Annotated in this window: 24 protein-coding genes (1 of these 24 running past the window's edge); 10 read left to right on the top strand and 14 right to left on the bottom strand. The window is 61.1% G+C overall.

Annotated features, from left to right (window positions below; translation table 11 throughout):
• Positions 1-14 precede the first annotated feature (14 nt).
• Entirely contained in the window at positions 15-608 is a 594-nt protein-coding gene (locus tag OIS53_RS01295; protein WP_264680581.1) for a Uma2 family endonuclease, read from the top strand.
• A 58-nt stretch (positions 609-666) separates the two neighbouring features.
• On the opposite strand, the gene OIS53_RS01290 is transcribed toward OIS53_RS01295, so the two are convergent.
• Positions 667-1,599, bottom strand: a complete 933-nt coding sequence (locus tag OIS53_RS01290; protein WP_264680580.1) for a 1,4-dihydroxy-2-naphthoate polyprenyltransferase — start codon at positions 1,597-1,599, stop codon at positions 667-669.
• 249 nt (positions 1,600-1,848) lie between these two features.
• Entirely contained in the window at positions 1,849-2,427 is a 579-nt protein-coding gene (locus OIS53_RS01285) for a glutathione peroxidase (RefSeq protein ID WP_319805470.1), read from the bottom strand.
• Positions 2,428-2,628: 201 nt separating this feature from the next.
• Here OIS53_RS01285 and OIS53_RS01280 point away from each other — a divergent pair, with 201 nt between their 5' ends.
• Positions 2,629-3,726: a 3-oxoacyl-ACP synthase III family protein gene (locus tag OIS53_RS01280; protein ID WP_264680579.1), complete on the top strand. Its 1,098-nt coding sequence runs from the start codon at positions 2,629-2,631 to the stop codon at positions 3,724-3,726.
• Between the two features lie 232 nt (positions 3,727-3,958).
• Here OIS53_RS01280 and OIS53_RS01275 read toward each other — a convergent pair whose 3' ends face one another.
• The 4 genes from OIS53_RS01275 to OIS53_RS01260 all read right to left on the bottom strand — a co-directional run bounded on the left by OIS53_RS01275 (position 3,959) and on the right by OIS53_RS01260 (position 8,217).
• Positions 3,959-4,540, bottom strand: coding sequence for an LOG family protein (locus tag OIS53_RS01275; protein WP_264680578.1), 582 nt, complete (start codon positions 4,538-4,540; stop codon positions 3,959-3,961).
• Positions 4,541-4,721: 181 nt separating this feature from the next.
• Positions 4,722-6,515, bottom strand: a complete 1,794-nt coding sequence (gene argS / locus OIS53_RS01270) for an arginine--tRNA ligase (RefSeq protein WP_264680577.1) — start codon at positions 6,513-6,515, stop codon at positions 4,722-4,724.
• A gap of 119 nt (positions 6,516-6,634) precedes the next feature.
• Positions 6,635-7,105, bottom strand: a complete 471-nt coding sequence (locus tag OIS53_RS01265) for a YbaY family lipoprotein (RefSeq protein ID WP_264680576.1) — start codon at positions 7,103-7,105, stop codon at positions 6,635-6,637.
• A gap of 137 nt (positions 7,106-7,242) precedes the next feature.
• Positions 7,243-8,217, bottom strand: coding sequence for an arginase (locus OIS53_RS01260; RefSeq protein ID WP_264680574.1), 975 nt, complete (start codon positions 8,215-8,217; stop codon positions 7,243-7,245).
• 430 nt (positions 8,218-8,647) lie between these two features.
• Between OIS53_RS01260 and OIS53_RS01255 the strand changes: the two genes are divergently transcribed.
• From OIS53_RS01255 to OIS53_RS01245, 3 genes are all read left to right on the top strand, one after another.
• Entirely contained in the window at positions 8,648-10,069 is a 1,422-nt protein-coding gene (locus tag OIS53_RS01255; protein ID WP_264680573.1) for a type III PLP-dependent enzyme domain-containing protein, read from the top strand.
• 158 nt (positions 10,070-10,227) lie between these two features.
• Complete coding sequence (locus OIS53_RS01250; RefSeq protein WP_264680572.1) at positions 10,228-10,383, top strand: hypothetical protein; 156 nt, start codon at positions 10,228-10,230, stop codon at positions 10,381-10,383.
• Between the two features lie 184 nt (positions 10,384-10,567).
• Positions 10,568-10,720, top strand: coding sequence for a hypothetical protein (locus OIS53_RS01245; protein ID WP_264680571.1), 153 nt, complete (start codon positions 10,568-10,570; stop codon positions 10,718-10,720).
• 131 nt (positions 10,721-10,851) lie between these two features.
• Here the strand turns inward: OIS53_RS01245 and OIS53_RS01240 are convergent, their stop codons facing one another.
• The gene (locus OIS53_RS01240; RefSeq protein ID WP_264680570.1) at positions 10,852-11,400 is read right to left on the bottom strand and encodes a D-glycero-alpha-D-manno-heptose-1,7-bisphosphate 7-phosphatase; all 549 of its coding nucleotides are present in this window, start codon (positions 11,398-11,400) and stop codon (positions 10,852-10,854) included.
• A 152-nt stretch (positions 11,401-11,552) separates the two neighbouring features.
• Here OIS53_RS01240 and hemG point away from each other — a divergent pair, with 152 nt between their 5' ends.
• The 3 genes from hemG (at position 11,553) to OIS53_RS01225 (ending at position 14,934) form a co-directional block, all read left to right on the top strand.
• A complete protein-coding gene (gene hemG, locus OIS53_RS01235; protein WP_264680569.1) occupies positions 11,553-12,878 on the top strand; it encodes a protoporphyrinogen oxidase in 1,326 nt (441 codons plus the stop codon).
• 241 nt (positions 12,879-13,119) lie between these two features.
• Positions 13,120-13,923: a polyprenol monophosphomannose synthase gene (locus OIS53_RS01230; protein WP_264680568.1), complete on the top strand. Its 804-nt coding sequence runs from the start codon at positions 13,120-13,122 to the stop codon at positions 13,921-13,923.
• A 69-nt stretch (positions 13,924-13,992) separates the two neighbouring features.
• Positions 13,993-14,934, top strand: a complete 942-nt coding sequence (locus tag OIS53_RS01225) for a TerC family protein (protein WP_264680567.1) — start codon at positions 13,993-13,995, stop codon at positions 14,932-14,934.
• A gap of 227 nt (positions 14,935-15,161) precedes the next feature.
• On the opposite strand, the gene OIS53_RS01220 is transcribed toward OIS53_RS01225, so the two are convergent.
• Positions 15,162-17,321, bottom strand: a complete 2,160-nt coding sequence (locus OIS53_RS01220) for a transglycosylase domain-containing protein (RefSeq protein WP_264680566.1) — start codon at positions 17,319-17,321, stop codon at positions 15,162-15,164.
• Positions 17,322-17,484: 163 nt separating this feature from the next.
• Here OIS53_RS01220 and purB point away from each other — a divergent pair, with 163 nt between their 5' ends.
• Both purB and OIS53_RS01210 read left to right on the top strand, forming a co-directional pair.
• Positions 17,485-18,849, top strand: coding sequence for an adenylosuccinate lyase (purB, locus tag OIS53_RS01215; protein WP_264680565.1), 1,365 nt, complete (start codon positions 17,485-17,487; stop codon positions 18,847-18,849).
• Between the two features lie 203 nt (positions 18,850-19,052).
• Entirely contained in the window at positions 19,053-20,159 is a 1,107-nt protein-coding gene (locus tag OIS53_RS01210; protein WP_264680564.1) for a glycosyltransferase family 9 protein, read from the top strand.
• 8 nt (positions 20,160-20,167) lie between these two features.
• On the opposite strand, the gene OIS53_RS01205 is transcribed toward OIS53_RS01210, so the two are convergent.
• From OIS53_RS01205 to OIS53_RS01180, 6 genes are all read right to left on the bottom strand, one after another.
• Positions 20,168-20,596 (bottom strand): DUF1801 domain-containing protein, encoded by a 429-nt coding sequence (locus tag OIS53_RS01205; RefSeq protein ID WP_264680563.1) that lies wholly within the window; start codon positions 20,594-20,596, stop codon positions 20,168-20,170.
• A gap of 27 nt (positions 20,597-20,623) precedes the next feature.
• Complete coding sequence (locus tag OIS53_RS01200; protein ID WP_264680562.1) at positions 20,624-21,766, bottom strand: glycosyltransferase; 1,143 nt, start codon at positions 21,764-21,766, stop codon at positions 20,624-20,626.
• 226 nt (positions 21,767-21,992) lie between these two features.
• Positions 21,993-22,979, bottom strand: a complete 987-nt coding sequence (locus OIS53_RS01195; RefSeq protein WP_264680561.1) for a glycosyltransferase family 2 protein — start codon at positions 22,977-22,979, stop codon at positions 21,993-21,995.
• Positions 22,972-23,502, bottom strand: a complete 531-nt coding sequence (locus OIS53_RS01190) for a DUF4199 domain-containing protein (protein WP_264680560.1) — start codon at positions 23,500-23,502, stop codon at positions 22,972-22,974. Before OIS53_RS01190 ends, OIS53_RS01195 begins: the two co-directional genes overlap by 8 nt.
• A gap of 41 nt (positions 23,503-23,543) precedes the next feature.
• A complete protein-coding gene (locus OIS53_RS01185) occupies positions 23,544-24,068 on the bottom strand; it encodes a DUF4199 domain-containing protein (protein WP_264680559.1) in 525 nt (174 codons plus the stop codon).
• 157 nt (positions 24,069-24,225) lie between these two features.
• On the bottom strand, positions 24,226-25,449 hold the 3' portion of the coding sequence (locus tag OIS53_RS01180; RefSeq protein WP_264680558.1) for a BatA domain-containing protein. It continues 840 nt past the right edge of the window; only the last 1,224 of its 2,064 coding nucleotides appear in the window; its start codon lies beyond the right edge, outside the window; the stop codon is at positions 24,226-24,228.

Genomic DNA, 25,449 nt, shown 5'->3' with positions numbered 1-25,449 from the left:
TCAGCCTTGCCACCATGCCTATCACGCAGTTTTCGCAGCTCGACTTAAGCAAAACCTACTCGTACGCCGATTACCTGACGTGGCAGTTCGATGAGTTTGTGGAGTTAATCCGGGGCCGAGTGCGCCGTATGAGCCCCGCGCCGCGGCGGCAGCACCAAACGGTGTCTTTCAATTTAAGCGCCGCCATTAAGCAATTCTTGCGCGGCAAATCCTGCCAGGGTTTTGCCGCACCCTTCGATGTGCGCCTGACCCGCAGCACTGCCAACGGCGACGCCAGCATCGAAACCGTGGTGCAACCTGACTTGTGCGTCATTTGTGACCCGCAGAAGCTGGACGACCGGGGCTGCCTGGGCGCCCCCGACTGGGTTATCGAAATTGTGTCGCCCGGCAACTTCGCCCGCGACACCAAGGAAAAGTACGACCTCTACGAAGAAGCCGGCGTGCGGGAATACTGGCTGGTGCTGCCCGGCGAAAAAAGCGTGGCCGTGTACGTGCTGGAGGAAGGCCGCTACCAACCAAAAGGCGAATACTACACCCCCGGCCCCATCCCGGTGCACACGCTGCCCGGTGTAGTCCTGGAGTGGGCCGAGGTGTTTGAAGGCGTGTAAGGTGGTGCGTCGCCCGTATAAGCCGCCCGCATGAAGTGTATGCTGTGCAGCGCGGCTCTTACACCACCTGCCCTACCCCAAACAGCACCGTAAACACCAACGTGGTCAGGGCCATTTGCTTCAGCAGCGGGTCGAGCTGCATAGAATCCTGGCGCTGCCACACGGCGCGGGCGTGGCGCAGTAGCAGCGGGCCACTCAGCAGAAACAGCCACTGCCAGGGCGAGTGGTAGGTCAGGGCTACGTAAAGCACGGCTGCCCCGAAGCCCAGCAGCAGCAGCAGCCAGTGGTAGCGCCGGGCGTGCACGGGGCCCAGGCGCACGGGAATGGTGATTTTGCCGGCCAGCTCGTCGGAGCGGATGTCGCGGATGTTGTTGACGTTGAGCACGGCCGTGGCGAAGCTGCCCAGGGCCGCAGCGGGCAGCAGCACGGGCAGCGGCAGGCTGCGGGCTTGCAGAAAATAGGTGCCGCACACGCCCACCAGTCCGAAAAAGACGAACACCGACAAGTCGCCCAGGCCGGCGTAGCCGTAGGGCCGGGAGCCGGCCGTGTAGTTGACGGCCGCCCAGATGGCCGCCAGGCCCAGCCCAAAGAAGCCCGCAAACAGCCAGGCGCCGGCCGTGCCCAGGGCCACCCACAGCAGCAGCAGCCCGCTCCCCAACGACAGCAGCCCGAACAGGCCCATGCCCCGCTTCATCTGCTGGGGCGAAATGGCTCCGCTCTGCACGGCTCGCTGTGGCCCCTCCCGGTGTACGCTGTCGGCGCCGTTTTGCGAGTCGCCATAGTCGTTGGCGAGGTTGCTTAGGATTTGGAGCAGCACGGTCGTCAGGGCCGCCAGCCCAACCACGCTGCCCCGAAACTGCCCGTGGCTGGCCGCCAAAAAGCCGCCCGTCAGGATGCTGGCCAGGGCCAGCGGCAAAGTGCGCGGCCGAAAGGCCGAAATCCAGGCTTTGGCAGGCGAAACGGCAGGAGCAATAGAGGAAGCAGGGTTCATATCATAGAAACATCTAACCGTTGTGCTAAAGAAAACGTCCTGCTCTATCTGGCGTCCGCTTGCCGAAGCATCTCTACCGCTGGCTAACTCAATCGTGCGGACGAAGCAGGCATCCGCGGCGAAGCGGGAGAGATGCTTCGGCAAGCGGACGCCAGATAGAGCAGGACAATAGCGCTACAACGTCAGTGCGCAAGATGCTTTGGCTGCGCGGACGCCAGATCGAGCAGGACGGTTAAAGGACGCAATAACTTATTTCAGAATAGCCGCCACCAGCTCGTCGCTCATGGGCTTCACCTTCGATGGATAAAAAGCTACCACGCGGCCCTGCTCATCAACCAGGTACTTGCAGAAATTCCAGGTGGGCGCGTCGCTGACGGCGCCGTTTCTCGACTTGTCGGCCAGGAACTGGTAGAGCGGAGCCGTGTCGGCACCCTTCACCGAGACTTTGGCAAACATGGGGAAAGTGACGCCGAAGTTTTTCTCGCAGAAGGTGGCAATCTGCTCGTTGGTGCCCGGCTCTTGCCCGCCGAAATTGTTGGCCGGGAAGCCCAGCACCGTTACCCGGTCGCCGTGCTTTTTGTGCAGCTCCTCCAGCTCCTTGTACTGCGGGGTGTAGCCGCACTCCGAGGCTACGTTTACGATGAGCAGCTTCTTGCCTTTAAATTGGCTGAGCTTCACATCTTTGCCGTCGATACTTTTCACGGTAAAATCGTAGACCGTGGTGGGAGCGGCAGTGGTTTCGGTAGTCATTGGGTGGGTGGCGGTAGAAAAATGGGAGAAAGACAGGCCGCCGGCCAGCAGCGCGCCGAGTAGGAGAAAAGATTTCATGGGTAGGCGTAAGTACAGGAAATGACAAAGCAGATTTGCTCAGCAAACCGGGTTGCTGGTGCAATGTTCGGCCCCAGAGTAAGGACGTTGCCAGAGCCGGCGCGGACGAAATTGCCGAAATTCTGCACAACTTAGCCCGGCGCTACTAGAAAAACCGTTGCCTGCGGCCCGCCGCGTCCTTCACCTTAACCTTGCCTGCTCATGCGTAGGACTCTCTATTCGGTCATTGCCGGAACGGGCAGTTACCTTCCCTCCCGGGTTGTTCCCAACGCGGCCTTCACTTCTTCGGCCTTCTTCGAGGCCAACGGCCAGCCCCTCACCAAGTCGGGGGAGGAGATTGTCGAGCGGTTTGCTCAGATTACTGACATTCAGGAGCGGCGCTACGCCGAGGACGACCAGGTAGCCTCCGACCTGGCCTTTCTGGCCGCCCAGAACCTGTTTGCATCCTGCAACGCCGACCCGGAGCAGCTCGACTACATCCTGGTGGCCCACAACTTCGGCGACATATCGGCCGCCAACCGCCGCTCCGATTTTGTGCCCACCCTGGCGGCCCGCGTGAAGCACAAGCTGGGCATCGAAAACCCGAATACCATTGCCTACGACCTGCCTTTTGGCTGCCCCGGCTGGCTGCAAGGCGTCATTCAGGCCGATTACTACCTGCGCTCCGGCGATGCCCGGCGGGTGCTGGTCATTGGAACTGAAACGCTTTCCCGCGTCTGCGACCCGCACGACCGGGACAGTATGATTTACGCCGATGGCGCCGGGGCCGTCCTGCTCGAAGCCCAGGAAAGCGCCACGCCCATCGGCATTCTGGCCCACGGCTCCCGCTCCGACACGGTGCAGGCCGCCCACCTGCTGCGCATGGACAAGTCGTATAACCCGGCTTACGAAGGCGAGGAGCTGTTTCTGAAGATGGAGGGCCGCAAGCTCTACGAGTACGCTCTCAAAACGGTACCCCAAGCCATCAAAGACTGCTTCGACAAAACCGGCCTGCCCATTACGGCGCTGCGCAAACTGCTCATTCATCAGGCCAACGGCAAAATGGACGAGGCCATTCTTAAGCGCCTGTACGCCCTCTATAACGAGGCTACCGTGCCCGAAGGCGTCATGCCGATGACCATTTCCTGGCTCGGGAATTCCTCGGTAGCCACGCTCCCCACCCTGCTAGATCTGCTTCTCAAGCATCAGCTCCCCGGCAACGACAGCAGCAACGACATCGGCCCCGGCGACCATCTGGTATTTGCCTCCGTGGGCGCCGGCATGAACTGCAACGCCGTGGTGTACCGGATACCTAAATGAGCGAATGAGGAAATGAGTAGATGCGTGAATGCGTAGCCCCAGCGGGGCGACATGTCAGTAGTAGAAGTCGAGGTAAAATAACTGCCAAGCCCCAGCGGGGCGACACCCATTGTTGAACGAGGGTGTCGCCCCGCTGGGGCTTTGACTATGCATCTATCCGGTGGTCTCTACCGACATGCCGCCCCGCTGGGGCTACGCATTCACGCATCTACTCATTTCCTCATTCGCTCATTTAGGTCGTAGGCGGCGTCAGCCATTTTTCCACTTGCGGGGGCTGGTAGGCCTGCATTTCGTCGAGCAGGGCGCGGGGCTGGGCGTGGCTGAGCAGCTGATGGCGGTTTTCCGGGCGCAGCAGGCCTTCAGTTACCATGTGGTCGAGGGCGCGAAGCAGGTGGTCGTAGTAGCCCTGCACGTTGAGTACGGCTACGGGCTTGCGGTGCAGGCCCAGTTGCCCCCAGGTCAGCACCTCAAACAGCTCCTCCAGAGTGCCGAAGCCGCCGGGCATGGCCACGAAGCCCTCGGCCAGGTCGGCCATCAGCAGCTTCCGCTCGTGCATGCTCTGCACGATGTGCAGCTCGGTGAGGCCGCGGTGCTCCACTTCCTTTTCCACCAGAAAATCGGGGATGACGCCGATGGCCCGGCCGCCGTGCTGCAACACGCTGTCGGCCAGGGCGCCCATCAGGCCCACGCGGCCCCCGCCATACACCAGCGTCAGGCCCCGCTCGGCCAAAGCGCGGCCCATGTCCTGGGCCAGTTGGGTATAGATTTCATGGAAGCCACTGCTGGCCCCGCAATACACCGCTACGCTGTTCATGGGCAGTAACCAACATGGAGTTGGCGAATGATATGTATGGGTAAGAAAAGCCGCAACGCTTGGCGCTGGCGTTGCGCTGTGGCGCGAACGGCAGGAAGGCGGGGCCAAGCTTCCGCTTCGCGCATCGTCCGCGCCGCCCTCTCGATTGTTGTTCAATGAGGCGCGAAGCGGAAGCTGCGCGCTACATCCGCTCCGGCACCTGGATGCCGAGCAGGCCCATGCTCTGCCGGATGGCCCGCGCCGTCTGGGCCGATAGGGCCACGCGCAGGGCTTTCTTGGCAGCATCAGGCTCGGCGAAAATGGGCACTTCGGTGTAGAAGCGGTTGTAGGCCTTGGCTACGTCATAGGCGTACTGGGCTACCACGGCCGGCGACTGGGTGCGGGCGGCTTCCGCCACCACGGCGGGGTAGCGGGCCACCTCCTGCACCAGGTCACGCTCGGTGTCGTGCAGCTCCGTCGGGCCGGCCAGCGGGGCGTCGGCGGCTACGCCTTGCTCCTGGGCTTTGCGCAGAATGCTGGCAATGCGGGCGTGGCTGTACTGGATGAATGGCCCCGTATGGCCTTCCAGGCTCACCGACTCCTCGGGGTTGAAGAGCATCCGCTTTTTGGGGTCCACTTTCAGCAGATAGTACTTGAGCGCGCCCAGGCCCAGCTGGTGGTAGAGCTGCTCGGCTTCCGGCTCCGAGAGGCCTTCGGTTTTGCCTTTTTCGAGGGTGGCGGCTTTGGCGGCGGCTACCACCTCGCGCACCAGCTCGTCGGCGTCGACTACGGTGCCTTCGCGGCTTTTCATCTTGCCCGAGGGCAGGTCTACCATGCCGTAGCTGAGGTGGTAGATGGCGTCGGCGTAGGGCTTGCCCAGCTTCTGCAACACGGCCTTCAGCACCTGCATGTGGTAGTTCTGCTCGTCGGCAATAACGTACACCGACAGGTCGTAGGCGTAGTCCTGGTACTTCAGCTCGGCCGTGCCCAGGTCCTGGGTGATGTACACGCTAGTGCCGTCGGCGCGGAGCAAAAGCTTCTCGTCGAGGCCCTCAGCCGTGAGGTCCACCCACACCGAGCCGTCGTCTTTGCGGAAGAACACGCCCGTTGCCAGGCCTTCTTCCACGCGTTCCTTGCCCAGCAGGTAGGTTCCCGACTCGTAGTAGAACTTGTCGAAATCGACGCCGATGGTCTGATAGGTTTCCGTGAAGCCCTCGTACACCCAGCCGTTCATCTGGCGCCACAGGCTCACCACCTGCTCGTCGCCGGCTTCCCAGGCCCGCAGCATGTCCTGGGCCTCGGTCATGAGCGGGGCCTGGCGCTTGGCTACGTCGGGCAGCACGCCTTCGGCTTCGAGCTGGCGCACCTGCTCCCGGTAGTGGCGCTCAAACAGCACGTAGTATTTGCCAATCAAATGGTCGCCCTTGATGCCCGCCTGCTCGGGGGTTTCGCCGTGCCCGTAGTGCTGGTAGGCCAGCATGGACTTGCAGATGTGGATGCCCCGGTCGTTGACCAGGTTTACTTTGCTGACGGTGGCGCCGGTGGCTTTCAGGATTTCGGCCACCGAGTAACCCAGGAAGTTGTTGCGCAGGTGGCCCAGGTGCAGGGGCTTGTTGGTGTTGGGCGACGAATACTCCACCACCACGCGCTGGGGGCCACCCGTGGGCACGGGGGCGCCGTCGGGCTGCTGGCGCAGCTGCTCAAACACCTCCAGCCAGGCCGAATCGGCAATTTCCAGGTTCAGGAAGCCTTTCACCACGTTGAAGCCCTTCACCAGCGGCTCGTTGGCTACCAGCCACTCTCCCACGGCCTGCCCTATCTGCTCGGGGCCGCGGCCCAGGACTTTGGTGAACGGGAAGGTGACGAGCGTAAACGAGCCGGCAAACTCCTTGCGCGTGGGCTGCAAGGCCAGCTGGGAGGCGGCTACTTCGACGTTGAATACGTGTTGGATGGCCGCGCCGAGGGCGGCTTTGAGGGTTTGTTCGAGGTGTTGCACGGGCTGAAGAAAGCGGATGCGGTGGGCAGGCCGGCAGCAGGGGCCGGCCGCGGTTCGGCCGCAAAGGTAAGCGGATTGCGCGGGCACACCTCTCCTCCTCAAGCGAGCAGCATACCCGCTTACTGCACTCGACGCAGCACCATATCCACGCGCTTGGGTTTGCCGTTGGTCAGCACGGGGTAGGCCTCGTCGTTCAGAAACAGCAGCCGGCCGCTGGCGTCCAGAATACGGGCCTGCACCACGTAGATGCCGCCTTCCTGAATCCGGGCCGGGTCGTAGCGCAGCGTGAAGGCCAGCGGCACCTGCCGCCCCTGAGGCCGGATGGTTACGGAGTCGAGAATAACGGCCGCTACGTCCTGCAACGAGGCATCCTGGAGTTGCACCCGCACCACGGCTGTGGGCGGCAGGGCCACCCGCTCCCGGTACGTGACGGTGCCCGTCACCGAATCCAGGACCGAGGCAGGACCAACGGAGGCCGTGTTCGTGGCCGGGCTGCTGTCCGGGCTGCTGTCCGGGCTAGTGGGCGCAGCTGTGCAGGCTGCTAGCAGCGTTGCAGCAGCGGCGGTAAGCCAAGTTGCTTGTCGAGTCATTGGGCAATAATAAACATTGTAGCGCCGAGCAGAAGCCCTCGGATGGCGCGGCGCTGTGCGCCATGCCATCGGGGTAGCAGGTCTGTAGCCACACTCAACAAACCTGCTGATGCTTCTACATCCCTCCAACAGACCGACTACCGGCTCACCACTTCTTCCATGCGCAGGCGGCGCTGGATGGCGTCGGTGGCGGCTTCCAGGATGTCGAAGGCGTTGGTAGCCATGGTGTTCATGTTGTCGAGGGTGGGGTTGATTTCCACCATCTCGAAGCAGATTACCCGGTCGTTGTCGAGCAGGGCGCGGCACAGGCTAATGGCTTCTTCCACGTTCAGGCCCTCTTCCACGGGCGTGCCGGTGCCTTTCGAGAAGCGCGAGTCCAGCGAATCTACGTCGAACGACACGTACACCATGTCGCAGAAGCGCAGCCGCTCGTACACCTCGCGGGCCACCTGCCGAGTCCCTTTGGCGCGTACTTCGTCGAGTTTGTAGTTTTTGATGCCCAGGCGCTCAATAATGGCGTTTTCCTCGGCTTCGGTGTCGCGCACCACCACGTACACCAGATGCTCGCCGGTGACTTTGGGGCCGGGCTCGCCCAGGTTCTTGAGCTTGTTCCAGAAGAACTCGGTTTCGGGCTCTACGTGGTTGCGCTGGCACTCCCGGTTATCATCGCCCAGGCTGATGGCCAGCGGCATGCCGTGCATGTTGCCGGAGGGCGTGGTGTAGGGCGAGTGAATGTCGGCATGGGCATCTACCCACACCACGCCCAGGGTTTTGTGCGGGTAGGCGGCCTTGATGCCGGCAATGGTAGCGGCGGCCGAGCTATGGTCGCCGGCCAGCACCAGGGGAAACTCCCCGAAGCGGAGCGTCTGCTCCACGGCGCCGGCAATGCCTTTTTGCACCGTATAAATGGAGTCAATGTGCTTGGCCTTTGGAAAATGATTCCGGTCGAAGAGCACGTGGTTCAGGTCCGGAATGCTCACGGAATTGAACCGGCGGAAGTAGTCGGACCCTTTGTTGAGGCAGGCCACCTTGAGGGCATCTACGCCCAGGCTGGCTCCGCGGGTCCCGGCCCCGAGTTCGGAGCGGACTTCCAGAAGCTTAATGCGTCGCATATTACATTGGCAGGAAAGAGGTTAGGTGGTTGTTGGGTAGTTGGATGTTAGTAGTTGGTAGTAGGTAGGCAGATAAAATTACACCATTGGGCAATCCAATTCTATCGAGCTACCTATTACCAACTGCCAGCATCCAACTACCCAATTAATGCTTGCCGATTGCCGGGGACAGCCCCAACTAGGCTTGACGCGCGCGGACCTTCCGGCGCAACCAACGAACAAAGCATAACCAAAACCCCGCGCGCGGGGTATCTTTGCAGCCGCAAGTTCGGTAAAAGCTTTGCCAAGAAAAAGAACGTCATGCTGAGCTTGCCGAAGCATCTCTACCGCTTCACCCTCACGGTGGGGTTAGCCAGAGGTAGAGATGCTTCGGCAAGCTCAGCATGACGTTCTTCTAAGCCCCCAAGTCTCTAAGCCCCTAAGCCCCTCAATGGATACCTACCACGACCTCATTTCCCAGACGTTTGATTTCCCGACCCAGGAATTTCGGGTAGAAGAAAATACGCTGCGCTTCCACGACATCGACCTGATGGCCCTGGTAGAAAAGCACGGCACTCCGCTGCGGCTCACGTACCTGCCCAAAATCTCCAGCCAGATTCAGCGGGCCAAGGAATGGTTTCGGGTGGGCATCGAGAAAACCGACTACCAGGGCCGCTACTCCTACGCTTACTGCACCAAGGCCTCGCACTTCAGCTTTGTGGTGGAAGAAGCCCTCAAAAACGGCGTCCACATCGAAACCTCGTCGTGGTTTGATATGAGCATCATCCGGGCCATGCACGAGAAAGGCAAGGTGGCCAAGGACACGTTCATCATCTGCAACGGCTTCAAGCCCGAGGAGTACAAGCGCGAAATCACGGACCTTATCAACGACGGCTTTGTGAACTGCATGCCCATTCTGGACTCGCCCAACGAGGTGCAGTACTACCACGACCACGTGCGCGAGAAGTGCAACATCGGGATGCGCCTGGCCTCCGACGAGGAGCCGCGCTTTCAGTTCTACACCTCCCGCCTGGGCATCCGCTACGCCGACGCCGTGCCGCTCTACCAGGAGAAAATCAAGGACGACCCGCGCTTCGAGCTAACCATGCTCCACTACTTTATCAACACGGGCATCAAAGACACCAGCTACTACTGGTCGGAGTTGAGCCGCTTCGTGCACAAGTACTGCGAGCTGCGCAAGGTGTGTCCCACGCTCACCACCATCGATATCGGCGGGGGCCTGCCCATCCAGACCAGCATCCAGCCCGAGTACGACTACCCGTACATGATTGAGGAGGTGCTGCGCACGATTAAGCGCATCTGCCAGGAAGAAGGCGTGCCCGAGCCCGACATCTTCACCGAGTTCGGCATCTTCACGGTGGGCGAATCGGGGGCTACTATCTACTCCATCCTGGACGAGAAGCTGCAAAACGACAAGGAGCTGTGGTACATGATTGACGGCTCGTTTATTACTAACCTGCCCGACACCTGGGCCCTGAACCAGCGCTTCATCATGCTGGCTCTGAACGGCTGGAACCGGCAGTACAAGAAAATCCAGCTCGGCGGCCTCACCTGCGACTCCCAGGACTACTACAACGCCGAAAAGCACATCTACCAGGTGTTTTTGCCGGAGCGCAACCCGCGGTCAGCCGCCGCCAAAACCCAGGACGGCAAGCCGCTGTACGTGGGCTTCTTCCACACCGGGGCCTACCAGGAAAGTCTGTCGGGCTACGGCGGCATCAAGCACTGCCTGATTCCGGCCCCCAAGCACGTCATCCTGGACCGCGCCGCCGATGGCAGCCTCACCGACTCCGTGTTTGCCGAAAAGCAAACCGCCGACTCCATGATGCGCATTCTGGGCTACCAGTCGTAGCCCCGAAGGCTTGTAACCGGACAAAACCTGTGTTGAGCGGGCAGATCGGGCCGTTGGCCGAGGTCTGCCCGCTTTGGTTTGCACCCGCTGGGCGTGACTTTTACCTTTACGCCATTCCTTCACGCAACCCCTCATTTGTACCGTATTATTTCTCGCGCATGAAACAACTTCTACTCCTCACGTGTGTGGCCGCGCTTGGCCTCAGCTCTTGCAGCAAGAAAATTCAGTGTCCGGCCTACAGCGCCACCAAACAGGCCTCGCGCGTTTCGACGCCCGCTCTGGCCAGCCAAGGCACAACGCCGGAGCGGCAGTAAGCCTCGGCATCCGCTTACCCAAAAGGCCCTGGCACTTCCGTGCCAGGGCCTTTTGTATTAATTCAACATGTAAATATTTATTTATAACTACAACAATTTCAAGGGGTTTGAATCGTTTGTTGCGAAAAATAAGTTAACTTAACGCAAGCTGACCGTTTCTTAACCTTCCTTTCCAGCCCCTTTCATGAGAAAGTTTTTTGCACTCTTCCTTTTAGTAGCTGTCGGAGCTTCTTCGTGCCAGACCAAGTGCCCCGCCTACTCGGCCACGAAGCCAGCAACGCGCACGGCGGCCCCGGCCATGGCCACCAGCGCCACTACCGCCCCCGACCGGCAGTAGCTTTCTAAAAGCGCCTCTTCCTGCTGGCTCCGTTTGCACCCGCTGGGTTGGCAAACGGAGCCAGCGGCATTTTACAGAGCTACTAGCCGCTCTCCGGCGCCCCCACCCCCGGCCACCGGGAAACGGCTTTACTACGCAGCCTGGCCAGACGCCACTACCAGCTCGGCGGCGGCGCGAAGGTCGGCGGCCCAGGGCGCCTGAGTCCCGGCTTCGGTGTGGCCCACCAGGATGCCGCGCACCCCCACCCGCGCGCCGGCCTCCAGGTCGCGCAGCCGGTCGCCGACAATCCAGCACTGGGCCGGGTCGAGGCGGAAGCGGGCCAGGGCTTTTTCCAGCATCAGCGAATCGGGCTTACGGAGCAACGACTCCGACACGCTGGGGTGGCTGGGGGCGTAGTAGAGAGCATCGAGCAGGTCCCCGCAGGCGTGCTGCAATTTGGCGTGGCAGGCCTGCACGTTGGCAGCCGTGTAGAGGCCCTTGGCAATGCCAGCCTGGTTGGTGACGACAATCAAGTAATAGCCGGCCTGCTTCAGTCGGGCCAGGGCCTCGGGCACGCCTGGCAGCACGATAAACTTATCCGGCTCCCATACATAGTCCCCGATTTCTCGGTTCAGAACCCCATCCCGGTCCAGGAAAACGGCTTTGTTGGTGGCGGCAGGCGCGGCAGCAGGTTGCTTCATGCCCCAAAGCTACACCGCCGCTCCGGGCCGAACCAGCAGTAGTGGGCAGTGAGCAAACCCAGTCCTCGCGCCGGAGCCAGCCGCCGCTACTTTTGCGGCGGCCGAACCGATACCGGGGCCAGCGGGTTTTCTTCTGACTTCACTCCCTACGCATGACGACAGCCATTTTGGGCGGCGGTATTTCGGGCCTGACCCTGGCCTGGCACCTCCAGCGCGCCGGCCTTGCCTACGACCTGCTGGAGGCCACCGGCCGCCCCGGCGGCACCATCCGCTCCGAGCAAGCCGGGCCTTACCTGCTCGAAACCGGCCCTAACTCCGTGCAGCTCAGCCCCGAGCTGCACGACCTGCTCACCAGCCTCGACCTGCTGGGCCACGTGCAGGATGCGGCCACCGTCAGCCAGCACCGCTACGTGCTGCGCGCCGGCCGCTACCAGCGCCTGCCGTCCTCGCCGCCGGGCCTGCTCACGAATGGGTTTTTCAGCCTGAAAGGTAAAGTTGACCTTCTACGCGAGCTGACCCGCCCGCCCCGGCAGCCCGACCCCACCGAAACCTTGGCCCAGTTCTTCCGCCGCCGTTTCGGCCCGGAAATCGTGGACTATGCCCTCAACCCGTTCATCTCCGGCATCTACGCCGGCGACCCGGAGCAGCTGCTGGTGCACCGCACCTTTCCGCAGCTGGTGGCCCTGGAGCAAGCGCACGGCTCGGTGCTGCGCGGCCTGATAAAAAACAAAAGTGGCGCGGGTCGGCGCCGCATCATTTCCCTGCGCGGCGGCCTGCACACCTTGACCAACACGCTGGCCGCCCGCCTAAGCCACTACCACTCCGGCCACGCCGTGACGGGCCTGCACTGCCTCCCCGACGGGCGCTGGCAAGTAGACACCGCGGCTGGCCCCGCCCCCCGCCCCGCCTACGACCGGGTAGTACTGGCCCTCCCGGCTTATGCGGCGGCTTCGTTGCTTCAGGCCCAGTTTCCGGCCGCTGCCGCCGCCCTGGCCGCGGTGCGCTACCCGGCCATGGCCGCCGTGTACTCGGCGTACGGACGCGCGCAGGTGCAGCATCCGCTGGACGGCTTCGGGGCCCTGCACCCGCGGGTAGAGCAGCCCTACGCCGCCGGCAGCATCTGGACCAGCTCCATCTTCCCCGACCGGGTACCGGACGGGCAGGTGCTGTTCACCACGTTCGTGGGCGGCACCCAGTACCAGCAGCAGGCCCACGAGCCCGCAGACCAGCAGCAAGCTGCCGTGCACGCCGAGCTGAGCCGTCTGTACGGCATCCAGGGGCCGCCTTTGTGGCAATACCGCTACCACTGGGAGCGGGCCATTCCCCAGTTCGACGCCCGCATCGGGCCGGCCCAAGAAGCCGTGGATGCTCTGGCTTCTCAGGGCCTGTACGCCGCAGCCAACTGGCGCTCCGGCGTGGGGGTGCCCGACTGCGTACGGCACGCCGGGGAGCTGGCCGCCCGGCTGGCGCAAGCCTAACTACTCCGGAGGGGCAAACGGTAAATTTGGATACCACAAAACCTGGAGCCGGGTTTTTGCTGTTACACACTAGCGGGCCCTACGCAGTGGTAGTGTACCTGTAGCACAACGACGCGCAGGCAACGTAATGCGTTGGCCTTGCGTCCTAGTAGCACTATCACCGTGTGCAGTCACTGCGGGCTTTGTCGGCTCCCGGCCCAGAACTCCGCTGTACCACGAAGCAAATTTCTACCTTTGGGCAATGAACGACGGGGTTGTCCTGATACCTACCTACAATGAACGCGAGAATGCGGAGCTGATTATCCGCAAAGTGTTTTCATTGCCTCAGCTTATTGATGTGCTCATCATTGACGACGGCTCCCCCGATGGCACGGCCGAGGTGGTACGCCGGCTCATGCCCGAATTTCCGGGGCGGCTGTTTCTGGAGGAGCGCCGCGGCAAGCTGGGCCTGGGCACGGCCTACATTCACGGCTTCCGGTGGGCCCTGGCGCGGGGCTACCAGTACGTGTTTGAGATGGACGCCGACTTCTCGCACAACCCCGACGACCTGATCCGCCTCTACGACGCCTGCGCCCACCAGGGCTACGACCTGGCCATTGGCTCGCGCTACATTCAGGGCGTGAACGTGGTGAACTGGCCCATGGACCGGGTGCTAATGTCGTGGTTTGCCTCGGCCTACGTGCGGCTGGTAACCGGTATGCCCATCATGGATGCCACGGCGGGCTTCAAGTGCTACTCGGCCCGGGTGCTGCGCACCATTCCGCTCGACCGGATTCACTTTGTGGGCTACGCCTTCCAGATTGAGATGAAGTGGTTGGCCTACAAATACGGCTTCCGCATCCAGGAAGTGCCCATCATCTTCACCGACCGCACCCGCGGCACGTCCAAGATGACCAAGGGCATCTTCAAGGAAGCCTTGCTGGGTGTGGTGCAGATGAAGGTGGAAAGCTGGTTCCGGCGCTTCGCCCCCGCCCCGGCCGAGCCGGCCCCCGACAGCGCCACTTTGGTACCGGCTCCCGCAACCTCGGCCCCAGAAACGCGGTAAGCTGGCTAGACCCGTTGCGCGTGGCTTCTGCCAATGCCAAAGTAGGAGCGGGCGCGTATCTTGCCGCCAATGACTAACTCGCCATTGTTCTGGGCGGGCTTCAACGTCTTTATCCTGGCGTTGCTTCTGCTCGACCTGCTTGTGTTCAACCGCAAGGCCCACGTAGTGCGTATGCGCGAGGCCCTGGGCTGGAGCGTGTTCTGGATTCTGCTGTCGTTGGGCTTCAACTACCTCGTGTACCGCTGGCTGGGCCGGCAGGCGGCGCTGGAGTTCCTGACCGGCTACCTCATCGAAAAGGCTCTGAGCGTCGACAACTTGTTTGTCTTCTTGCTCATCTTCAGCTACTTCAAGGTACCGCAGCAGTACCAGCACCGCATCTTGTTCTGGGGTATTATCGGGGCGCTGGTGCTGCGGGCGGCGTTTATCCTGGCCGGGGCGGCGCTGCTGGCCAAGTTTCATTTTCTGCTGTACGTGCTGGGCGCTTTCCTGGTGTACACGGGCATCAAAATGGCCACCAGCGCCGGCGAGCCTGAAATTGACCCCGACAATAACCCGGTGGTGAAGTTCCTGAGCCGCCACCTGCCCATCACCCGCAACCTGCACGAAGGCCGGTTTTTCGTGCGCAAAGACGGTATACGCTTCGCTACGCCGCTGTTTGTAGTGCTGGTTATGGTCGAAACCACCGACGTGGTATTTGCCGCCGACTCCATTCCCGCCATTCTGGCCGTTTCGCGCGACACGTTTATCGTCTACACCAGCAATGTGTTTGCCCTCCTGGGGCTGCGGGCCCTGTACTTTGCCCTGGAAGGCCTCATGCGCCTGTTCCATTACCTGCACTACGGCCTTTCGCTTATCCTGGTCTTTATCGGCGGCAAGCTGCTCGTCTCCGATTTCCTGCACATTCCTATGGTTGCCTCGCTCGGCGTAGTCGGCTTTATCCTGGTGGGTGCCGTGGCCTTGTCCCTGCTTTTTCCTAAAAAGGAAGAGGAAGAAATAGAAGTGAGAGGCTAGAGGTGATAGGTGACAAGAACGGTTAGCCTCAGCGGAGCGACATATCGGTAGAAATCTGGAACGTACGTGTAGAGGAAAGCCCCAGCGGGGCGACACCTACCGTCCGCGGACGGTAGGTGTCGCCCCGCTGGGGCTTTTAAACTATCTAATGTGTGTCTTTCTACCGATATGCCGCCCCGCTGGGGCCAACCGTTCTTGTCACCTATCACTATTCACCTTATCACCTCTCACGGCTTGGCGGGTGGCTCATTGCCGGCGGGCGGCGTGGGTGGCTGCACTTCCTGGTTGGCGCCGGCATCGGGGGCGGTTTGGCCGCCGAGCAGGTCAATCAGGTTCAGGGGCTCAAACTGCGCCGAGTCGGCCGGCGACACGGTGCGCACCGTGTCGCGGGTGGCCGTCACGATAAAGCGACGGGCCGGGCCGTCGAGGTTGATGGCGTAGCCCAGGTTGTCGTAGTCGTCCTGCGAAATAAGGCCTTTGCGGGCCATGAGGCCGGCAATAAGGCGGTAGAAGTAGCGGGCCGAGCCGCGCAGCTCCCCGTATTGGTTGAAGGAATAGCGGTAGTACTTGGGCTTGGGAATGATGCTGGCCAGGTACAGGCTCTCGGTGAGGGTCAAGTTGGTGGGCCGCTTGTCGAAGTAGAACTCCGAGGCCTCGTGCACCCCGTAAATTTTCGGGCCCCACTCAATAATATTCAGGTACACCTCAAACATCCGCTCTTTGGAAACCAGGCGGGTGTTTTCGATAATCCACACTATCAGGGCTTCCTCGGCCTTGCGCACTATCGTCTTTTTGCGGGTCAGAAACACGTTCTTGACCAGCTGCATGGAAATAGTACTGCCGCCGCGGGCGAAGCGCCGCTCCTTGATGTTCTGGATAGCCGACTTCACAAAGGCCTTTTCCATGAAGCCCCGGTGGGTGAGGAAGCGCGGGTCTTCGGCCGTCATAATGGCCGCCTTCAGGTAGTCCGATACCTCGTTGTAGGGCGTAAATTCCGGGTTCGATGGCCCCACCAGAATAGTCTTCACCGAGTCGCCTTTGTCGTTGTACACGGTCACCGGGAATTCCTGGTTCAGCTTGCTCAGGTCTTCGCGGCCGAAGCGGGTAATGCGGAACTTGGTGGCCTGCAACCCCGAGTTGAACTTGAGGCTGTCGAGCTTATTCATGTCCAGCTCGGCGGCAAGGCGGTACTTGAGTGTGCCTTCGCCCTGGGTGCCCTCCAGGGTTTCAAACATGCCCTCGGGCAAGGAGGCGAAGAAGTCGTTGGCCTTAGTCTCGCCCGATTCTACTTGCAGCTTCAGCTGCACGCCGGCCAGCAGCTGGTTGCGGTTGGTCAGGCCGTTGATGTTCTTGCCGATGATGCGCTCCGGCACCGGCAGGCGCCGCACGGACACCTCCGGAAAAAACTCCATCTTGTTCAGCAGCACCCGCGTACCCTTTTCCAGGGCAAACGAAGCCTGCCCCAGCCGGGCCACGAAATCAATGCCCCCACGCGGAAACCGCACGTCGCTGTCCGACAGCTTCGGGTGGTTCACAATGAAGTTGGCCGCCGAGGCCGTGCCCTTCACCGTTAGCTCGTCGCCGCCGCTCAGGTCTTTTTCGGTGAGGCTCACGCGAATCGTGTCGAACTGCACCCGCGCCCCGTAGCGGCGCTGCACGTAGGGCAGCACCACGGGGCGGCGGTTCAGGCCAAACACGCGGGCGTCCACCTCGTAGTCGCCGGCGTCGATGCGGCCCTGCACGCCCACGCGGTTTTCCACCGAGTCCACTACGGCCGTGAGCTGGCCCGAAATGTCGCCGTCTTCGATAGACAGGCGCGGCATGGTAAGCCGGGCCTGGTGGCGGGGGCTCTGGTAGGTCACCAGAAAATTCTGGAAGTCAGCCTCGTCGGGGATGTTGTCGAAAGTGGCTTCCAGCAGCTGATTGGCCAGCAGGCCGTAGTTGGTGCCCTTGGTGGTGTCGCGGCGGACGGTGGGCTGCTTCTTTTTCTGGATGAGAAAGGAGTAGTTGTCCTGGCCGGCGGCGTTTTTGCGGGCCGAGAGGCGGGCGTTGTCGATTTCAAGGTTGCTGAACACCGGGCGGCCCGCAAACAGGCTGCGCACGCTCAGCGAGGCCCGCACTCCCTGGGTCCGCAACAAGGTGTCGGTGGGCGTGGCGCGGGGCACCATGCTCATGCCGTCCAGCTGCACCGTGTTCAGGTCGGTGAATCGGGCGGGACCCAGGGTCAGCACCACCGGATACTTACGCTCCACTTTGGCTTTTACCTGCTGCAACGCCGCATCCAGCAGCTGTTGCCGCTTAAAGAGAAAAACGCCGAGGCCGAGGAGGAGCAGGGCCGCCAGGATGCCCAGGCCGATGCCAATTTTTCGTTTGGTAGCTGAGGTCACGCGAACAGTTCGGGAGAAAGGAAGTCGCGGCGAGCCTGCCAGATTCGTGCCGAACCCGCCGCCGCTCGGGCGACAAAGGTAGCGAAAAAGGCCTGGGCCCCGATTGGCCCGCCCCGCGGCGTGTCCTACCTTTGGCTCGTCCTCTGGCTAACTCCCTTTCCGCATGTCCTCACCCGCCGATTACGCCGCCCTGACGCCCCTTACCGCCGTGTCGCCCCTGGATGGGCGCTACCGCCGCCAAACCGCGCCGCTGGCCCCCTACTTCTCGGAGCTGGCCCTGATTCGGTACCGGGTGCTGGTGGAAGTGGAGTACTTCATTGCCTTGTGCGAGCTGCCCCTGCCCCAGCTGGCCGGCATCGAGCCGGCCGTAGCGGCTGGCCTGCGCCGCATCTACACCGACTTCTCGGTGGCCGACGCCGAAGCCGTGAAGGCCCACGAGCGGGTCACCAACCACGACGTGAAGGCCGTGGAATATTTTCTGCGCGACCAATTCACCCAGGCCGGGCTGGGGCAGTACCTGGAGTTTATTCACTTCGGGCTGACCTCGCAGGATGTCAACAACACGGCCATTCCGCTCAGCCTCCAGCACGCCCTGCTGCGCACTCTGCTGCCCGCCTACGCCCAGGTGCGCAACCAGCTGGCCACGCGGGCCCAGGAGTGGGCCGCCGTGCCCATGCTGGCCCGCACCCACGGGCAGCCGGCCTCCCCTACCCGCCTGGGCAAGGAAATTCAGGTGTTTGTGGCCCGCCTCGATGCCCAGGTGGAGCTGCTGGGCCAGGTGCCGTTCGGGGCCAAGTTCGGTGGGGCCACCGGCAACTTCAACGCCCACCACGTCGCCTATCCGCAAATCGACTGGCACGAGTTTGCCCGGCAGCTTGTGGAAGGGCGCTTGGGCCTGAAACGCAGCCACCCCACCACCCAGATTGAGCACTACGACCACCTGGCCGCGCTCTGCGACGGCGTGAAGCGCCTCAACACCATCCTCACCGACCTGGCTCGCGACGTGTGGCAGTACATTTCCCTGGGCTACTTCCGCCAAACCATCAAGGCCGGCGAAGTAGGCTCCTCGGCCATGCCGCACAAGGTGAATCCTATTGATTTCGAGAATGCCGAAGGCAACCTGGGCCTGGCCAACGCCGTGCTGGAGCACCTGTCGGCCAAGCTGCCCATCAGCCGCCTCCAGCGCGACCTGACCGATTCCACCGTGCTGCGCAACCTGGGCGTGCCCCTGGGCCACACCCTCATTGCCCTCACCGCCCTGCAACGCGGCCTCGACAAGCTGGCCCTCGACGAAGCCGCCCTGCGCCGCGACCTGGACGACAACTGGCCCATAGTAGCCGAGGCCATCCAAACCATTCTGCGCCGCGAAAACTACCCCGACCCCTACAACGCCCTCAAAGCCCTCACCCGTACCCACGGCCCCGTCACGCAGGAAACCATACGCGAGTTCATCGGCACGCTCGACGTAAGCGAAGCCGTGAAGCAGGAGCTGCGCGCCATTTCGCCGGCTTCGTATGTGGGGGTGTAGGGGCGCGTCGCACGCGCCCGTCCGCTTGGGTGAATGAATAGATGAGTAGATGAGTGAAGCCGCAAGACTCGTTACAAAGCGTTTCGTTACAAAAACGTTTGTCACAAATTACATTGTCACGAATTTGCTTGCTTTATGCAGAGGCCGCGGGTCGGCTTCTCACTCGCTAGCTTGGCTATCTTCGCGCTTCACTTTGGCGCTTTATGTCCCAGCAGCTTTCTTCCGTTACCGTTCGCCCCGACTGCCGCCACTTCCGCGGCGACATTCCGTGCCGGCCCAACAAGGAACACGGCTACCAGTGCCAGGGCTGCCCGGTGTACGCGCCCACGGAGCAGCGCATTCTGATTATTAAGCTCGGGGCCATCGGCGACGTGATTCGGACTACGCCCTTGCTGCGGCGGCTGCGGCAGGAATATCCCAACAGCCGCATTACCTGGCTCACGCTCACGCCCGCCATCCTGCTCCAGGATGGCGGCTGGATTGATGAGGTACTGAAGCTGGACCTGCCCGCCGTGCTGCACTTGCAGCAGCGGGAGTTCGACCTACTCTTCAACCTTGATAAAGACAAGGAAGCCTGCGCCCTGCATGACTCCATCCGGGCCGGCCGCAAGTTCGGCTACCGCCTGCACCCGCAGTACGGGGTGGCCTGGCCCGGCAACGAGCTGGCTAATCATAAGTACCTGACGGGCGTGTTCGACGAGCTAAGCCAGCAAAACCAGAAGCCCTACGTGCAGGAAATCTTCGAGCTGTGCGGCTACGAGTTCCGGGGCGAAGAGTACGTGTTCGATACCCACGAGGACAAGGGCTACGACTGGCGCCAGCTGCCCCAGGGCCACCTCCGCATCGGCCTGAACACCGGCTGCGGCGACCGGTGGACGACGCGGCTGTGGTCGGATGAGAAATGGACGGAGCTGATTCAGCAGCTGCAAGCGGCTGGCTACGCGCCGGTGCTGCTGGGCGGCGAGGCTGAGGACGAGCGGAACCGCCGCCTCTACGCCGCCACCGGCGCGGCGTACCTGGGCACCTTCCCCCTGCCCCAGTTCATCAACCTCATGCACCAGATGGACGGCATCGTGACGCAGGTAACCATGGCCATGCACATCAGCATTGCCCTGCGCAAGCCCACCATCCTGATGAACAACATCTTCAACCCGCACGAATTTGACCTCTACGGCCGTGGCCAGCTCGTGCAGCCCGACCGGCCCTGCGTGTGCTTTTACCGCGGCACCTGCCAGCTGGGCGTGAGCTGCATGGAGGATTTGCCCGCTGAAAAGGTATTTGCGGCTGTGCAAGCCAGTGTGCCCATGTAGCACACGCTTTAGCTTGTGCCGTCGGCGGGCTGTTGATGCGGATTACGCTTATTGCTGGCAATCCGCTCCAGGTACTGCGGCGCCGAAATACCGCGCAGTAACTCGGCAATGGCTTCTAGCGGCAGCTCCTCAACCCTGTTGAAGTTGATGCAGCTTTTGCCCAGCTTCAGCTTCGGGGCGGCTGCTTGCAGCAGTTTAGCCCGCTCCGGGAAGTGGTAGAGCGTCATCAGGTAGAGGCTCAGGTAGTTTTTCTTGCTAGCCAACGCCACGGCCATTTCGCCATCAGCCACAAACTGTAACATGGTGGCGCTGGCCTGTTCCACGTATCCAGCCGGCATAGCCGCTCGTACGGTGTCCCAGACGCCCTGCACGGTGGCTTGCCGCTCAGCCGGCAGCGCGGCCACAAAATCTTTATAGGAATAAGCTGGCGTAGGCATAGCTATGACGAATTGGGGTTCTGTAAGCTACGAAATTAGCTTAGGTCTTTCTGCCACCTCCTTCAACGCCTTCACCATCACCTCCCAGGAAAACTCTTTTTTCCGCGCCCACACACCGGCCGTGAATTCCGGCTCCCGCTCGTGCTCGTAGAAGTCCACCAGCGCGTCGGCAATGGCGTGGGGCGTGGGCGGCACCACGTAGCCCACCTCGCCATTGGGAATCAGCTCGGCCAGCCCGCCCACGTCCGTCACCAGCATAGGCCGGCCGAAGTGGTAGGCAATCTGCGATACACCGCTTTGGGTGGCGTTTTTGTAGGGCTGCACTACCATATCGGCAGCGCAGAAGTAATCCACTACCCGCTCATTTGGGATAAAATCGGTGGCGCGCACGAGGCGGCTTTCCAGGTTGTGTTGCCGAATCAGGGCCTCGTATGGGGCAGCGTCTTCGTAGAACTCGCCGGCTATGATAAGCTTAATAGGCCGGTGGGCCAGCCGCTCATCGGCAAAGGCCTGGAGCAGGATGTCGAGGCCCTTGTACGCTCGGATAAAGCCAAAAAACAGCAGGTAATGAAACGCAGGGTCGAGACCCAGGGCCCGCAGGGCGTCGGCTTTGGGCTTGAGCGGGCCGAAATTGTCGTAGAGTGGGTGGGGCCGGTACACGGCCGGCTGCCGGAAGTGCAGGCGGCGCAAATCGGCCAGCACAGCGCGGCTCATGGTCACGAAACCGTGGCAGGCCGCGAGGAAGTAGCGCGTGAGCGGCCGGTCGCCGGGCCGCTTTTCGTGCGGAAGTACATTGTCGGTAATGGCCACCACGCGGGTGTGACGGTTGCGGCGTACGAGGCGGGCCACCGTGCCTAGGGCCGGCCCCATAAATGGCAGCCAGAATCGAAAAATCACCAGATCGGGCCGCTCCCGGCGCAGGCGGTTGCCCACCCGGTACCAACTGAGCGGATTCACGGAGTTCAGGCTCACCTCAATATCGAGGTCCGTGGGGCCGGGCTCGGTGCTGAACTGGGTCTGGCCCGGAAACAGGAAATCCGGATACTGCAACGAAAACGTCACGATGCGCACCTCGTCACCGGCCTCGTGGAAGGCCCGCGCCAGCCGCTCGTTGTAGGTAGCCAACCCGCCCCGCAATGGATACGCCGGCCCGATGATGACTACTTTCATAACGTGAAACATATAAAATATGACCGTCCTGCTCGATCTGGCGTCTGCTTGCCGAAGCATCCCACCTGCTGACGCTGGAGTAGTATTGTCATGCTGAGCCCCGCGAAGCATCTCTCCTGCTTCGTTGCAATAGTAATTCGTTGCACTGCTAATCAGTTAGCCAGCAGTAGAGATGCTCCGACAAGCGGACGCCAGATAGAGCAGGACGGTCTAGCTTCTCTTACTTCTACTTCAAATTCAGCCTCTCCCGCACCAGGTAGTCGTTGCGGTTGGCGCCGTTGAGCTGTACCATTTCGGCCAGAAAGCCAGCCAGAAATAGCTGCACGCCCACCACCACGGCTACCAGAGCTAGGAAGAATAAGGGCTGTGCCGTCACTTCACGCGAGGCCAGGTTGTGCCAGGAGTGCCACACCTTTTGCCCCACCAGCCACAGCGTAATCAGCATCCCCACCAGAAACGACAGGGTGCCCAGCGTACCGAAAAAATGCATGGGCCGGCGCCGAAACCGACTCACGAATGTGATGCTGAGCAAGTCCAGGAAGCCGTACACGAACCGTTCCAGCCCAAACTTGGTGGTGCCGTACTTGCGCTCCTGGTGCTGCACCACCTTCTCGCCAATCTTGCGGAAGCCGGCCCATTTGGCAATGACGGGGATGTAGCGGTGCATTTCGCCGTACACCTCAATGCTCTTCACCACGCGGCTGTCATAGGCCTTTAGTCCGCAGTTGAAATCGTGCAGCCGGATGCCCGAAATCCAGCGCGTTACGCCGTTGAATAGCTTAGTCGGAATGGTTTTGCTAAGCGGATCGTACCGCTTCTTTTTCCAGCCGCTCACCAGGTCCAGGCCGTCGTGCACAATCATGCGGTACAGCTCCGGCAGCTCTTCCGGCGAATCCTGCAAGTCGGCATCCATGGTGCACACCACGCGGCCGGTGGTTTCGCGGAAGCCCACGTTCAGGGCCGCCGACTTGCCGTAGTTGCGGTTGAAGCGGATGCCGCGCAGGTGCGTGTCGGTGGCCGCCAGCTCCTCAATCACCTCCCAGGAGTTGTCAGTGGAGCCGTCATCCACCAGAATGACCTCGTAGGTTAGCCCGTGCTGGGCAAGCACGCGGTGAATCCAGCGCGTCAGTTCCGGCAACGACTCTGCCTCATTGAGCAGCGGAATGACGATGGACAGCTCAACCGGGAAATGCTGCGAAAGACGCTTACTCAAACTCGGGGCGGTTGCGTTTGGTGATGGCGGAGATGACGAGAGATAGCAGCAAGCCAAAAAAAGCTGTTGCAATGACAGACCACACAATGCTGAGCGGACCCGTAGGCATCATTTTAGCCGTCCACTCCATCGTTTGCTCAATCTGCGCATCATCCAAGGTACCTTGGTCCTCCAGTTTGGCTCGGGCTACATCAAGGGCCCGCTGGGTATACTCCGCATCAATAAAATTGACGTAGATGTAGCGAAAAACACCCGAAAGCCCCCCAATGATGCCGCCCATGATTATGGCAATTCCCAGCCCTTGTCCATAGCTCATAAAGCCCCCATTGTGCTGCTTGAAATATTGATGCGCCATCACAATACCCCCAATCAAAATTGCGAAGGTAAGGAAGCCAAGCAGCGGGTTCTGCTCTAGCCCAGTGGCCATCAGGGCAAAGGAATAAATAACCGTGATAATGCCTACGATTAGTCCATACCGGATGCCCGCCGCAGCTGGGGAAGCAGATATAGAGGTGTTTTCCATGGTGCTCTGAAGTTTAAGTGAATAGATAGGGGGCAAGTAAATCATTTCCGCAAAAACACCCCACCCGGAATACTTAACAGAATCCCAAGCAGCAACTTTTTTGCAAACTCATCCTGGGCAAATGCCTGGGGTGTTTGGGCCAAGCCAAGCAGCGCGGCTTCGTATTGCTGCTGCCCATTCGGCAGTTTCAGGTAAAGAGCTTTAGTGCTTTCCAGTAGGTGCCGGGCTTCTGCCAAATGCTGTTCAATCAGGCCCGGACCTGCTAGCTGCGCAAACGTGTACATACCGGCCGCCGCCACTGCCGCGGCTATCAGCGTGGTCAACAGCCCCACCTCAATGGACTTCCAAAGCCCTGGCCCATCTGCATAGTAGCGGCGCAACAGCACCTGGCTGACTACCGCTACAATGGGAATGAAAAAGTTGGAGAGTGTGCGCTTAGGCCCGTACGGATTGTTGTCGGTGGCATACAGAAACAGCACCCACCCGATACACAGCCCCCCCGCCACTACGCCGCACAAAGCGGCCGTGCGCACCACAGGGTTCGGGGTTGAAGCAGCAGATTCCAAAGCCAACAGGTAATAAAGGCAGCAAGATACAAGCTAACCACCTTTATTACCTGTTGGCTGATGAGAATCAAGTTTGGTCGGCCACCTCGTGAGTCACTCATACCACACTACTCCCCTTGCCGATACTTTGGTCTGAACGCAGCTGCTGGCCACCAGCCTAAGCTGCTACTGCCTGTTCCACCGGTGCCGATGTTACCTTACGAGGCCAGCGGAGCAGTATGGATTCTGCCAGCAGGCAGGCCAAGGCTACCCAAAGGCAGTAGCGCCACAAGGGCACACCCATGCGGGCTGCTTTATAGCGAGCTGCCACGGTCTGCCCTTGCCCTACTTCGTACACCTGCACATTGGGTCGGTTGGTTCCTACTAGCTGCTGCAGCTCTGCCGCCGAGTAGCTGCGTAGGTCCGACTCTCGTTTGTCAAAGTTGAATGCTAAGGTTGCTACGGCTTGGTTGCCGCGTTGTAGCATGTAGAAGCCCGGCCGGCGCAACGTCGGTGGCACCTCCAGCCGCAACGTACCATTTTGTAGTTGCTGCGTGGGAATATAAACCAAGCTGTCTTGTACCAAACGGTACACTTGTTCACCTTCTTGGGTGCTGACTGCCCTGGGCAGTCGTAGACTAATGGCTTGCTCCGTTAGTCGGTAGGCAGGCCGCTGCTCTTGCTGGTAGCTTTGTAGGGCCAGCCGGTAAAGCACCGGCACGAAAAGCGGATGCTGCGAGAAATCGGAATAGGGCGCGCTAAACGGCGCCGCAAATACATAAACCGTACCCGCCCCACTAGCAAACCCAGCCAAATAACCTTCCCCATCCCGCATGCGCAGCACGTCAGTCCCCGACCGTGACCACCGCAAAACAGGCGCAGCCTTCGGCATCCCGGCTCGCTGATTTACTCCCGCAAATACATCCCGAAAAAAAGGATTTTGCATGCTAGGCATCGCCACTTCCTGCAACACTGGCTCTCCTTGTGGCCGCGGCTGCCACTGAATAGGTCCTACCCCCAGTTCCCGAAACAGCCTACTATACGACTCCTGGCTTCCGGTTACTTCCGGTGGCACTACCACCAACGTGGCACCTTGTTGTACCCGTTGCCGAAGTTGCTCACGTACCCCAGCACCAAGCCCAAGCGCCTCGCGCACAATGATTAGGTTGGCAGTGGCAAGTTTTCGGTAATCTGCTGCCTGCGCCCCCATATGCTGATAGAGAAACAAAGGCTCGTTGCCATACAATCGGTTTAGCTGCGCATCTGCAGCTACTTCTACTACCGGAATTGGAGCAGCAGGCTGCAGCGTGAAGTAGTAGGCATTGTCGAAATCTACCGGACTATCTTCTACCTCTATTCTACAATTCTGTGGCTTCCCTGCCGGCAAACGCACTCGTACCTG

This window comes from Hymenobacter sp. YIM 151500-1 (assembly GCF_025979885.1).
Taxonomy (GTDB): domain Bacteria; phylum Bacteroidota; class Bacteroidia; order Cytophagales; family Hymenobacteraceae; genus Hymenobacter.
The sequence above is the reverse complement of the archived record's forward strand: the minus strand, read 5'-3'. Positions and strand labels throughout refer to the sequence as shown.